This window comes from Chryseobacterium sp. GQ58, assembly GCF_059758895.1.
In genome coordinates this window covers 593,183-605,380 of record NZ_JCAXEH010000002.1, presented here as the reverse complement: position 1 = coordinate 605,380, position 12,198 = coordinate 593,183, and the positions used below count along the sequence as shown (strand labels likewise).

Here is a 12,198-nt window from a genome sequence, read left to right as displayed (position 1 = left end):
AAGAATGAAAAAATTTTTACTGCCTATAATTTTTATTTCAACTTATATTTCAGCTCAGATTCCTTCGGGATATTATGACGGAACTTCCGGATTAACAGGTTATGCATTGAAATCTAAGATTCACAACATCATTTCGGCTAAAAATATCAACTGGCATTATGGCGACCTTCCTATTTTTTACAATCAGACGGATTTGGATAAATATTATGATTATGGGGCAAACAATACTACGATTTTATTAGATATTTATTCTGAAATTCCTTCAGGTCCGGATGCTTATGAATACACTTCTGCAAATTTAACAAGTGGAGCAGGAGCCGAAGGTTTGGGATACAACAGAGAGCATATGATTCCTCAAAGTACTTTCAGTACAAGCTCAAGTATTAGCGATTATCCAATGTATTCGGATTTGAATTTTATAATTCCTGTTGATGCAAGAATCAATTCATTACGAAATAATTATCCGTACGGAATTGGCGGAAATACCAATTTCTATAATTTTACAAACGGTTCGCGAATGAGCAATGCAGCCATGCCCAATTACCCTTATACGGGAAGGGTTTATGAGCCTATTGATGAATTTAAAGGCGATATTGCGAGAACTTTATTGTATTTTGTTGTAAGATATGAAGGGAAATTAGGATCTTTTAATACCGCATACAGCACATCGGCAACCATTACTCCCACAACAGATCAATGCCCTTTTGACGGTACAGAAGAAAGAGCTATCGATTTGCCTTATATTCAGATGCTGAAACAATGGCATACGCTGGATCCTGTTTCTCAGAAAGAAATTGACAGAAATAATGCCGTTTACATTATTCAAAAAAACAGAAATCCTTTTATTGATCATCCTGAATGGGTAAATTTAATCTGGTCTGAAACACCGGATTCAATTGCGCCATCTGCTCCTTCATCATTGGTATCAACACGGCAAAATGCACATTTTGTCAATTTGAGCTGGAATCCAACTGCAGATACCGATATTTTAGGCTACAGAATATATATGGATGGCGCTACAACACCAATTTCTACCACTAAAAATACTTCAATTTCGATTGATCATCTGCTGCCTTCAACCGCCTATACTTTTACGGTAAAAGCTTTTGACAAAGGATATTTAGAATCTACAAGCAGCAATATGGTAACTGTCACAACTTTAGCTTCAGATTCTTATGCAAAAGATCTTATCATTTTAAAATATATTGAAGGAACAGGAAATAATAAAGCTTTAGAAATCATTAATAAAACAGGACACGAAGTCAATCTCAACAATTATCGCCTTAATATCCAGTTTCAAAACACCACGAGCGGAAATTATTATTTAGGAGATACCTACGAATTGGAAGGAAAAATAGCAAATAATGAAAGTTTTGTGGTTTTAAATCCAAATGCGTCACTTCCATGTTATACAAACAGCAACGCTCAATTTTTAACGGCTTCTGACGCGATGACGTTTTCCGGGACAAATTATATAGAATTAGCATATAATAAAACGGTAACAATTGACGCAATCGGAACAAAATTTATGAATAATTCCAATGCGGATATTTCTCTTTACAGAAAAAGCAATATCGATCAGCCAAATTCGGTTTTTAACAGCAGCGAATGGGATTCCTTTGCTACCGATTATTGCCAGAATTTGGGCGTTCTTTCCACTTCAGACGTACATTATATTGATGAGAATGAATTTAAAATTTATCCAAATCCTGTGCATGAAAACATTTTTGTAGAAGGAAATACGAATGATGTAAAAGTGATACAGATTTTAGATTTCTCAGGAAAGATTATTTATAAAGAAAAAAATCCATTTAAAAACAAGAAAAATATTTCTGTACAAATCTTATCTTCAGGAACTTACTTATTGCAGATCAACAATAAAACGTATACGTTTATCAAGAAATAATCTTCATAATAAATATCAATAATTGATGCTTCTTATCTATTTTATTTATAAGTTATTATGCTTATATTTGCAAAATGGTAGCGGTCATTACCGGTGATATTATAAATTCGCAACGCGCAGAAACGGGGGTTTGGATCAACAAACTTAAAAATCTTCTCGGAAATTGGGGAAGTGCACCTCAAACATGGGAAATCTACAGAGGCGACGAATTTCAGTTCAAATGTAATATTGATGATGTTTTCTGGCATTTCTTAGCTATCAAATCTCTTATAAAAAGTCAGGAAAATTTAGATGTGAGGATTGCCATTGGCATTGGCGACGAAAGTTTCCTGTCCGAAAAAATTACAGAATCCAACGGTACAGCTTATGTACATTCAGGCAGATTATTAAATGATCTGAAAAGTGACGGACACACCGTTGCGATAAAAACCACCAACGATCTTTTAGACAGAGATTTAAATATTTTGTTGAAATGGTCTTCAAAAGATTTTGACAACTGGACGATGGCGACTTCTGAAATCATTCATGAAATGATTATGAATCAGGACATTACACAGGAAGATTTGGCAAAAAAATTTACAATTACACAATCGTCAATAAGCCAACGCCTGAAACGCGCAAACTACGATCTTATCGTAGAAACCAATCAATATTTTAGAAAAAAAATTGCAGAACTGTAAACATGATTTTTACTAAACTCATATTGGCACATTTATTTGGAGATTTTGTTTTCCAGCCAAATTCTTGGGTTTTAGATAAAGAAAATAAAAAAATGAAGAGCAAATATCTGTATCTTCATGTTTTGATTCACACGGTTTTAAGTTTCATTTTACTTTGGGATATTCAGCTTTGGTGGGTTGCGGTTTTAGTGGGGATTTCACACTTTATTATTGATGCTGCAAAATTGAATTTCCAAACGATTAAAAACAAAAAAAGATGGTTTTTTATTGATCAGGCTCTGCATATTTTAGTGATTGCCGGAATTTCGTTTTATTGTAAAGAATTTAATTTTGAATTTTTAAAAGACCAGAATTTATTGAAAATAATAGTGGCGGCGTTATTTTTAACGACACCGGCATCTATTTTTATTAAAACATTATTGTCTTCATGGACGCCCGTTCCGGAAACACAAAGCAACATACAAACCGAATCTTTATCAAGTGCCGGAAAATATATAGGAATCCTCGAACGGTTATTGGTTTTCACCTTTATTTTGGTAGATCATTGGGAAGGCGTTGGTTTTATGGTCGCTGCAAAATCTGTTTTCAGGTTCAGCGATCTGGCGCAGGCTAAGCAGAGAAAGCTCACTGAATATGTATTGATCGGAACGCTTTTAAGCTTTGGAATGGCGGTTTTAACAGGTATTTTAATTAAGTAAAAAAATATATAAATCTAAATTACAATTGGAAATCGTAGATTCACGGATTCCTTAAAAAAAGTAAAAATTATGAGTCAAAAGAAAGAAATGTTGTACGAAGGTAAAGCAAAGCAGGTATTTGCTACCGACAATCCTGATGAAGTTGTAGTGCGTTTTAAGGACGATGCAACCGCGTTTAATGCTCAGAAAAAAGGACAAGTTGATCTGAAAGGCGAAATGAACAACGCCATTACCACTCTTATTTTTGAATATTTAAATGAAAAAGGAATTAAGACTCATTTCATTAAACAATTGAACGAAAGAGAGCAATTGGTAAAAAAAGTATCCATTATTCCTCTGGAAATGGTTGTGAGAAACTATTCTGCAGGAAGCATGGCCCAAAGATTAGGAGTTGAGGAAGGAATCAAATCGCCGGTTACGATTTTCGATATCTGCTACAAAAAAGATGAATTGGGAGATCCACTGATCAACGATCACCACGCTGTTTTCTTGGGTGCAGCTACTTACGATGAGCTTGACGAAATGTACGAATTGACTTCTGATATCAACGACATTCTGATCGATCTTTTTGATAAAATGAATATTATTTTGGTTGATTTCAAAATCGAATTAGGAAAAACTTCTACAGGTGAAATTATCCTTGCAGACGAAATTTCTCCTGACACATGCAGACTTTGGGATAAAGATACCATGAAGAAACTGGATAAAGACAGATTCAGAAGAGACTTAGGAGAAGTTACTGAAGCTTATGTTGAAATTTACAACAGGCTGAAAACTTTACTTGGCAAGTAAGATTTTAGATAAAAATTAGATGTTAAGTTTTGTATTTAACATAATATTTAATTTTTCATCTAATTAATGATCTATCAAAATAAATCTAGATTAGAAAAAATAGAAATGAAAAGTTTAGACATTCATAAAAGTGAATATTTAAAACAATTTGAAAACCAAACCTACGGAAGAAATCTTTTCAGAACGCAGGAAGAAGAAAGACTGGATGCTCCGAATGAGGAGTGCGGTATCTTCGGAATGTATTCTGACAATGATCTTGATACGTTTTCTCTTTCGCAGTTCGGGCTTTTTGCGTTACAGCACAGAGGCCAGGAAGCTTGTGGTATTTCCGTTCTTAAAGACGGGAAAATTACCAATATGAAGGATGAAGGTTTGGTTTTGGATGTTTATAAAGAGATCCAGGATCCTGAAGCTTTTATGGGAAATTCTGCAATCGGGCACACTCGTTACACGACTGCGGGAGATAAAAAGAAATATAATTTTCAGCCATTTTTCGCAAAAAACGAATATGACCAGATTATACTTTCCATTGCTCACAACGGTAATTTAACCAACGCGAGAGAGCTGAAACAAGAGTTAGAAGCTGAAGGAGTTGTTTTCAGAGCGACTTCGGATTCTGAAGTTATTTTAAGATTAATTCAAAAAAATCTTGATTTAGGTCTTCGTGGAGCTATTAAGGCGACAATGGAGAAAATTGAAGGAGCTTATTCTGTTGTTGGAATGACGAGAAATAAGTTTTTCGCTTTCAGAGATTTCAACGGAATCAGACCTTTGGTTTTGGGTGCGGTTGACGAAAAAACATATGTTGTAGCTTCGGAATCTGTAGCTTTAGATGCAGTTGGCGCTCAATATGTAAGAGATATTTTACCGGGAGAAATCATTTATACCAATGAAAATGAGCCTGGAAAACTGAATTCTTACATGGTAAACGAAGAGAGAGGAAAGCAAAGAATCTGTTCTTTCGAATATATTTATTTTGCAAGACCCGACTCGACTTTAGAAAATATCAATGTTTACGAAATCAGAGAAAAATCGGGTGAGAAAATCTGGCATCAGGCACCTGTAGAAGCTGATATTGTCATTGGAGTTCCGGATTCGGGAGTTCCTGCTGCAATTGGGTTTTCAAAAGCTTCGGGAATACCTTTCCGTCCGGTTTTGATTAAAAACAGATATATCGGAAGAAGTTTTATCGTACCAACTCAGGAAATGAGAGAAAGGGTAGTGAACTTAAAATTGAACCCGATTATTTCTGAAATCAAAGGTAAAAGAGTTGTAATCATCGACGATTCAATTGTTCGTGGAACGACTTCTAAAAGACTGGTTAAAATTCTAAAAGAAGCTGGTGTAAAGGAAATTCACTTCAGAAGTGTTTCACCGCCAATTATTGCGCCTTGTTATTTGGGAATCGATACGCCTTCAAAAGACGATTTGATTTCTGCCAATATGACAACGGAAGAACTTAGAAATTATTTAGGAGTAGATTCTTTAGAGTTTTTGAGTACAGATAATCTGAAAGATATTTTAGGATCAGCCAACCATTGCTTCGGATGTTTTACAGAAGAATATCCTGTAGGAAAAGGCGAAGAAATAGAATTATTTAGCTAAGAAATAGCAAACCAGATACAAAAAATGTCAGACTTAAAACTAAGTCTGACATTTTTTATTGATAATAGTTTCTTATTTAAATTTATAAGCAACTCCTACCTGAAATACATTGTTTCTTACAGCATCTCCCGGATTATTATCAACAATATCATTTAGACCGGCTACAAATCTTGCCGTAACTCCGAAATCATCAGTGAAATAATATCCCGCTCCAAGACCTATTCCAACATCAAAGCCCTTAAAAACATCATCTGCATCAAAAGATCCGACGTCACTTTTCAGTTTTGAGTTAATTAAAAATCCAAATTGTGGCCCGGCTTCCAGATAAAGATTAGGAAGCGCATTATACTGAAACATTACAGGAATTGAGATATAATCAAGATTCAGTCTTAGATCAGATTCTCCGTCATATTTGGAACCAACTCCGTTATATAGAATTTCTGGCTGAACGCTGAAAGAGCTTGCCACCGGAATGTTTGCAAATGCGCCACCATATATTCCAGCTTTTGCTTTTGAATCGTCTGCGGAAATTGAAGAAACGTTAAGGCCAGCCTTCAAGCCAAATTTTACAGAAGGTGAAGATGCAGCCTTTTCTTGCGCAAATGCTAATGAAGTCATAGCAACTGCAAAACTTAATAGTAATTTTTTCATGAGTTATTAGAATTTTTAATTTTCACTTCTCATTAAGCAAATTTCTTGCCAAAAAATATTAATTTATGAAATAATCAGTAATAAAAAGCTTAATATGGTATAAAAAGTAAATTAATTTTTCTGTTTTGAATTTATTTGTTTAAATGTAAAAGACCAGACTTAAAATTAAGCCTGGTCTTCTTTATTGAAATTAAAATTGTTTCTAAATCCTTAGAATTTGTAAGCCAAACCTACCTGGAAAACATTGTTTCTGATTGCATCAGAACTTTCAGGTCTGTCTTTAGCGATATCAGTAACACCTGCTACATATCTTGCAGTAATACCAATATTGTCTGTGAAATAATAACCAGCTCCTAAACCGATTCCTACATTGAAACCATTCAGATTATCTTTATAGTCACCAGATTCGTTGATTACATCATTATCTGATTCATTTTTCAATTTGTTTTTAGCACTAACTAAAAATCCGAATTCAGGACCAGCTTCTACATAAAAGTTCGGCACAAAATTGTACTGGAACATTACAGGTACAGCGATATAATCTAAATGTCTTGCGTAAGAAATTCTGTTTCCTGCGATATTTGTGTCATCATATTTATCTCCATATTGGCTATAAAGTACTTCCGGCTGAATGCTGAAAGATTCTGCGATAGGAATATTTGCAAATAAACCTGCATTGAAACCTATTTTTGAACCTTGATCATCCAAAGTACCATCGCTTGATAATGAAGAAACGTTCATTCCTGCTTTGATACCAAATCTAACTGGTGAAGTTGACATGGATGAAGTAGAAGTTGTCGTTGTCGTCTGAGCGAATGCTAATGAGCTTGTAATAACTGCTAAGCTTAAAATTAACTTTTTCATAACTTTAAATTTTTAATATTTACTATTCTAATTTTAAATTTTACTACCAAACTTTTTCAGTTTGACGAGTGGTATCTTTCAAATAGTCTGCCAAAGTTGAAAATGATGATAAATATCAGGTTTTAACAAACCATAAATCAAAAACAACATATTTTTATCTACCTAAATACCAAGTATATAAGATCGAAAAAACTATCTATTTAAGCTCATTAGAAAAAATTAAAATATTTACGAAAAAATGGTATTTGAATATTAAAACCCGCTTAATTTTCTATAAAAGTCGATTGATTTTTGAATGTTTTCAGATTGACACTGATGATCAAATATGCATTTACCAACATCTGAAAGTAGCGAAAAATTGATTTTAGCATCTATATTCTTTTTATCATTCAATAAAAGTGAAAAAATATCTTCATCTTTAAATTCACTGATATCGATAAAACAATAATATTTCTTTATGTTTTCGATGATGGTTTCTGAAGTTTCTTTTGAAATCAAACCTTCGAGATACGAAAGATAAGTTTCACAGATTATTCCTAAAGCTACAGCTTCACCATGCAAAATAGGAGTTTCTTTTTCAAGGCACAGACTTTCCACGGCATGGCCGATCGTGTGTCCAAAATTCAAAGTTTTTCTTATATTTTTTTCATGAAAGTCTTTTTCAACAACTTCCTGCTTGATATCCATCGAAGTCTGAATATGGGGAATCACACTTTCCGGATCCAGCTTTTGAATCTGGATAAGGTTTTCCCAATGAATTTTATCTGCAATTAAGCCATGTTTCAGCATTTCTGCAAAACCGCTCAGTAACTCTTTAAAAGGAAGTGTTTCTAAAAATTTAGGATAAACAAAAATCTGATCCGGAAAGCTGAAAGTTCCCACCATATTTTTATAATGCATCAGGTCAATTCCTGTTTTTCCGCCGATTGACGCATCACACATCGACAAAAGCGTCGTCGGAATATTGATAAAATGAATTCCTCTTTTGTAGGTTGAAGCCACAAAACCACCCATATCTGTGATTACGCCACCACCAAGATTGATGATCAAAGCTTTTCGGTCGGCCTGCATTTCCGTTAAAATTTCCCACAATTGAGTGACCGTCTGAATATTTTTCATTTCTTCGCCGGGCTCAACTTCAAGAATCTCAAAACTGATTTCTGTTTCCAAATTTCCTAAAAGTATTGGAAGACAGTATTCGTGTGTATTTTCGTCTACAAGAATAAATATTTTGCTGAATGTTTTTTCGCTAAGAAAATCGTTGAGTTGAGAAAAATGTTGGTCTAAAAAAGTAATCATCTTTTGATTTTTAAATAAATTAATAAGCAAACAATGTACAAAGTTATGATTCTTAATTTTTAACTCGTAACTAAATTACTATCTTTGCAAAAATATTTAGAATGAGCAGAGACAATAATAATTCAGGAAGACCAAAAAAGCCGAGATCTTCAACTAGAAATTCGGACAGTCCTCGCTCTCCTAAATCTGGAAATTCTTCAGATTCAAAATCTTTCAAAAAACCATTTTCTAAAACTGGCGGAAGAAGTTTTGACCCAAAAGATAGAAATGAAAACGGCCCATCAAAATTTGAGAAAAAGCCCTTCAGCAGAAGCGATAGAGATACAGATACAGACAGCTCTAAAAGTTTTAAAAAACCCGATTCTAGGAGATCTGATACCAGCTATGAGAGTCGAATGGAAAAGAAATATTCAAAAACTGAAAAAGAACCATTCGTATCCAATCAAAGTGAAGAGAGATCATCTTTCAAAAAGACCAACTTCAAAAGAGGAGGTGACGCAAAAAACTTTGATACAAGAGGAAAATACGAAAGAGGAAGCTTAAAATACGGAAGAAGACCCGGAAGCGAAACCGACAGAGATGACGACAGAGCAAGGTCTTTTGTACAGAAAAGAAGATTCAAAAAGGTTGAAAAAGACGTACATAAAGATACGATTCGTCTTAATAAATACATCGCAAACTCAGGAATTTGCAGCAGGAGAGAAGCTGATGAGCTGATTGTTCAAGGCTTGGTAGAAGTCAACGGAAAAGTGGTGACAGAAATGGGTTACCAGGTTCAGAAAACGGATAAAGTAGTTTTCGACGGACAGAATATCACTCCCGAAAAGCCTGTTTATGTACTTTTGAACAAGCCAAAAGGATATATTTCTACAACAAAAGACGACAAAGCAAGAAAAACAGTAATGGATTTGGTTGCCAACGCTTCCCCGTACCGTGTTTTCCCTGTCGGAAGATTGGACCGTTCAACGACCGGAGTTATTCTTTTGACCAATGACGGACACATGACCAAGAAATTGACGCATCCTTCATTTGACGCCAAAAAAATCTATCACGTAACTTTGGATAAAAAGCTGACAAATGAAGATATGAAGCTGATCGCTGAAGGTATTCGTCTGGAAGAAGGGGTTGCAGAAGTAGATCAGATTTCGTTCATTGAAGGTAAGCCTAAAAATGAAATAGGAATTGAAATCCATATCGGCTGGAATCGTGTCATCAGAAGAATTTTCCAAAGATTAGGATACGAAGTGGAAGCTCTTGACAGAGTGATGTTTGCTGGACTGACAAAGAAAAACATCAAAAGAGGTCACTGGAGAATTTTAACAGAATTGGAAGTGAACAACTTGAAAATGCTTTAATAAGTTATAAGTTTTGAGTTATAAATTATGAGTTTTAATTTGTAATTTTTTAATTGAAATAAGAAACGACGCTGGAAATTCCAGCGTCGTTTTTTTGATTATAATATTGTCATTCTGACGAAGGAAAAATCTAAAACTCTAAACATATTCTTTATTTCCTTCAAAAATAATTATTAGAATAATTGCTAATTACTTATTAAATTCTACCCCAAAATCGTCACTCCTTTCTGAAGCATTTCAAAAATTGCATCTTTTCCGTTATCGGGTTTTACGTTTACTGCACGCGTCCCATTAAAGTGAAGACAGGTTACATATCCGTTTGCAGCGGCATCAGTACAGGTAAATTTGACACAATAATCCATCGCAAGACCTACAATTTCCAACAATTGAATATCATGATATTTTAAAAAGTCATCCAAACCAGTTTTCATAAAATGATTGTTATCCTGAAACCCGCTGTAGCTGTCAATTTCAGGATTCTTACCTTTTTGAATGATGTGCGTTACTTTTTCTCTGTTCAGATCTTTATGAAATTCTGCTCCAAAAGTTCCTTCCACACAATGATCCGGCCACATAAACTGCGGAACACCATTTAAGATAATGCTTTCGCCTACTTTTTTTCCGTTATTGCTTGCAAAGCTTTTATGGTTGGCGGGATGCCAATCCTGAGTCAGAATAATCTGGTCGTATTCGTTTTCTTCCATCAGAAGATTGATGTAAGGAATAATTTCATTGGCTCCGGGAACTGCTAATGCTCCGCCTTCACAAAAATCATTCTGTACATCTACTATTATTAATGCTTTTTTCATACTTTAAAATTCTCGAATTTTTGATAAATTTACAAAAAACTAATACTCAAAAAATTGTCCAATTCTTAATTATCGGACAAAACGGCATTTACATTTAATACAAATGTTTTCTGGTTGGTCATCGCAAAGGCGCAAATTATAATTAGCATTATGTTTTAAGGCGCAAGGATTTTATCTTCGATAAAATTGATTTCATTCAAACCAAACTATTGCTGAAAATCTTTGATTTTCTTGCGCCTTAAAGCAGTATTGAAATTAAAAACTTTTGCGTCTTTGCAATTTTCCAACAAAACAAAATCTCTTTATTATAAAAACAATTACTATTTCGCTTTCAGGATATAAACCAAATACCAATAACTTATCTTTGCAGGAAATAAGTATTTTTATGTCATTTGAATCGTTAGGATTATCACACAACATTATTCATTCCGTCAACAAATTGGGTTATCTAAAGCCATTTCCAATTCAGGAGCAGGCTGTTCCCGTTATTTTGCAGGGAAAAGATCTGATGGGAATTGCAGAAACCGGTTCCGGAAAAACGGCTTGTTTTGTAATGCCAATTTTAGAAAAACTGCAAAATGCGGAAGTTAAAAAAGACCGGAATGTTCAGGTTTTGATATTGGTTCCAACACGAGAATTGGCGATTCAGATTGATGAAGTTTTCAGAGCTTTTACAGAAAATCTGAAGCGCGAAGTTCGTACAATGGCAGTTTATGGCGGCGTTTCTATCAATCCGCAAATGAAAGGGATGTTTGGGGTAGAAGTTCTGATCGCAACTCCCGGCCGCTTATTGGATTTAATTGATCATAATGCGTTAAGTATCTCAGGAATCCGACATTTGGTGATTGACGAGGCAGATAAAATGTTTCAACTGGGTTTTGGTGAAGAAATGAATAAACTTTTCGCAATGATGCCTGTTGCCAAGCAGACAATTTTATTTTCTGCGACTTTAAATGATAAAGTTTCTGAAATGAAGGAACGCTTATCCATCAATCCCGTGATAATTGAAATTAAAAAAGAAGAAATTGAAATTGACAATATCGAGCAATTGGCTTATCATGTTTCTCGGGAAGATAAAGGCCCATTTTTACGTTATTTAATTAAAGAAAAGAAAGTTGAAAAGGCATTGATTTTTGTTTCGTCAACAAGATCTGCAGATAATTTGGTTGAAAAACTGAAGAAAAATAAAATAAAAGCGGTTGCGATTCACAGTCAGAAATCGCAAGGTGCGCGAAGAAATAATTTAGAAGAATTTAAAGTAAACGGGGCTCAAATTTTAGTTGCAACTGACTTAATTGGTCGTGGTATTCACATCGAATCTTTGCCTTGTGTCATCAATTACGAGTTGCCACGTTCGCCTTTAGATTATATTCACCGAATTGGTAGAACGGGCCGTGCCAACGAAAAAGGAACTGCAATCAATATTCTTACTGATGACGAACTGCAACATTTCAGAGTAATTCAGAAGAAAATGGGAAAGAAAGTGACTTTACAAAGAACAGAAGGTCTTGATCTGCACGGTTATTAATGTAAACTTAA

The 12,198-nt window shown here is 34.4% G+C and carries 11 protein-coding genes; 7 read left to right on the top strand and 4 right to left on the bottom strand.

Annotated elements, in window-relative coordinates; translation table 11 throughout:
• The first annotated feature begins 4 nt into the window (after positions 1 to 4).
• The 5 genes from AC6CHK_RS06935 (at position 5) to purF (ending at position 5,681) form a co-directional block, all read left to right on the top strand.
• Positions 5 to 1,906, top strand: a complete 1,902-nt coding sequence (locus AC6CHK_RS06935; protein ID WP_498094841.1) for an endonuclease — start codon at positions 5 to 7, stop codon at positions 1,904 to 1,906.
• A 74-nt stretch (positions 1,907 to 1,980) separates the two neighbouring features.
• Entirely contained in the window at positions 1,981 to 2,586 is a 606-nt protein-coding gene (locus AC6CHK_RS06930; RefSeq protein WP_498094839.1) for a SatD family protein, read from the top strand.
• A 2-nt stretch (positions 2,587 to 2,588) separates the two neighbouring features.
• Positions 2,589 to 3,284: a DUF3307 domain-containing protein gene (locus AC6CHK_RS06925; RefSeq protein WP_498094837.1), complete on the top strand. Its 696-nt coding sequence runs from the start codon at positions 2,589 to 2,591 to the stop codon at positions 3,282 to 3,284.
• A 69-nt stretch (positions 3,285 to 3,353) separates the two neighbouring features.
• Positions 3,354 to 4,076: a phosphoribosylaminoimidazolesuccinocarboxamide synthase gene (purC, locus tag AC6CHK_RS06920; protein ID WP_498094835.1), complete on the top strand. Its 723-nt coding sequence runs from the start codon at positions 3,354 to 3,356 to the stop codon at positions 4,074 to 4,076.
• A 105-nt stretch (positions 4,077 to 4,181) separates the two neighbouring features.
• Positions 4,182 to 5,681: an amidophosphoribosyltransferase gene (gene purF, locus AC6CHK_RS06915; protein WP_498094833.1), complete on the top strand. Its 1,500-nt coding sequence runs from the start codon at positions 4,182 to 4,184 to the stop codon at positions 5,679 to 5,681.
• Positions 5,682 to 5,753: 72 nt separating this feature from the next.
• Here purF and AC6CHK_RS06910 read toward each other — a convergent pair whose 3' ends face one another.
• From AC6CHK_RS06910 to aroB, 3 genes are all read right to left on the bottom strand, one after another.
• The gene (locus AC6CHK_RS06910; protein ID WP_498094831.1) at positions 5,754 to 6,332 is read right to left on the bottom strand and encodes a porin family protein; all 579 of its coding nucleotides are present in this window, start codon (positions 6,330 to 6,332) and stop codon (positions 5,754 to 5,756) included.
• Between the two features lie 210 nt (positions 6,333 to 6,542).
• Positions 6,543 to 7,196: a porin family protein gene (locus tag AC6CHK_RS06905; protein WP_498094830.1), complete on the bottom strand. Its 654-nt coding sequence runs from the start codon at positions 7,194 to 7,196 to the stop codon at positions 6,543 to 6,545.
• A gap of 252 nt (positions 7,197 to 7,448) precedes the next feature.
• Positions 7,449 to 8,495 carry a 3-dehydroquinate synthase gene (gene aroB / locus AC6CHK_RS06900; RefSeq protein ID WP_498094828.1) on the bottom strand — a complete coding sequence of 349 codons (1,047 nt, stop codon included), beginning with the start codon at positions 8,493 to 8,495 and terminating at the stop codon, positions 7,449 to 7,451.
• A gap of 395 nt (positions 8,496 to 8,890) precedes the next feature.
• Between aroB and AC6CHK_RS06895 the strand changes: the two genes are divergently transcribed.
• Positions 8,891 to 9,850, top strand: coding sequence for a pseudouridine synthase (locus AC6CHK_RS06895; protein ID WP_498095121.1), 960 nt, complete (start codon positions 8,891 to 8,893; stop codon positions 9,848 to 9,850).
• A 203-nt stretch (positions 9,851 to 10,053) separates the two neighbouring features.
• Here AC6CHK_RS06895 and pncA read toward each other — a convergent pair whose 3' ends face one another.
• Positions 10,054 to 10,659 (bottom strand): bifunctional nicotinamidase/pyrazinamidase, encoded by a 606-nt coding sequence (gene pncA / locus AC6CHK_RS06890; protein WP_498094826.1) that lies wholly within the window; start codon positions 10,657 to 10,659, stop codon positions 10,054 to 10,056.
• Positions 10,660 to 11,044: 385 nt separating this feature from the next.
• On the opposite strand from pncA, the gene AC6CHK_RS06885 reads away from it, so the two are divergent.
• Positions 11,045 to 12,187 (top strand): DEAD/DEAH box helicase, encoded by a 1,143-nt coding sequence (locus AC6CHK_RS06885; protein ID WP_498094824.1) that lies wholly within the window; start codon positions 11,045 to 11,047, stop codon positions 12,185 to 12,187.
• The last annotated feature ends 11 nt before the right edge of the window (positions 12,188 to 12,198 follow it).

Bases quoted from the DNA above. Each gene is read 5' to 3' on its own strand.
- pncA (WP_498094826.1), bottom strand. From the start codon at position 10,659: ATGAAAAAAGCATTAATAATAGTAGATGTACAGAATGATTTTTGTGAA.
- AC6CHK_RS06895 (WP_498095121.1), top strand. From the start codon at position 8,891: ATGGAAAAGAAATATTCAAAAACTGAAAAAGAACCATTCGTATCCAAT.
- AC6CHK_RS06885 (WP_498094824.1), top strand. From the start codon at position 11,045: ATGTCATTTGAATCGTTAGGATTATCACACAACATTATTCATTCCGTC.
- purF (WP_498094833.1), top strand. From the start codon at position 4,182: ATGAAAAGTTTAGACATTCATAAAAGTGAATATTTAAAACAATTTGAA.
- AC6CHK_RS06905 (WP_498094830.1), bottom strand. From the start codon at position 7,196: ATGAAAAAGTTAATTTTAAGCTTAGCAGTTATTACAAGCTCATTAGCA.
- AC6CHK_RS06930 (WP_498094839.1), top strand. From the start codon at position 1,981: ATGGTAGCGGTCATTACCGGTGATATTATAAATTCGCAACGCGCAGAA.
- purC (WP_498094835.1), top strand. From the start codon at position 3,354: ATGAGTCAAAAGAAAGAAATGTTGTACGAAGGTAAAGCAAAGCAGGTA.
- aroB (WP_498094828.1), bottom strand. From the start codon at position 8,495: ATGATTACTTTTTTAGACCAACATTTTTCTCAACTCAACGATTTTCTT.
- AC6CHK_RS06925 (WP_498094837.1), top strand. From the start codon at position 2,589: ATGATTTTTACTAAACTCATATTGGCACATTTATTTGGAGATTTTGTT.
- AC6CHK_RS06935 (WP_498094841.1), top strand. From the start codon at position 5: ATGAAAAAATTTTTACTGCCTATAATTTTTATTTCAACTTATATTTCA.
- AC6CHK_RS06910 (WP_498094831.1), bottom strand. From the start codon at position 6,332: ATGAAAAAATTACTATTAAGTTTTGCAGTTGCTATGACTTCATTAGCA.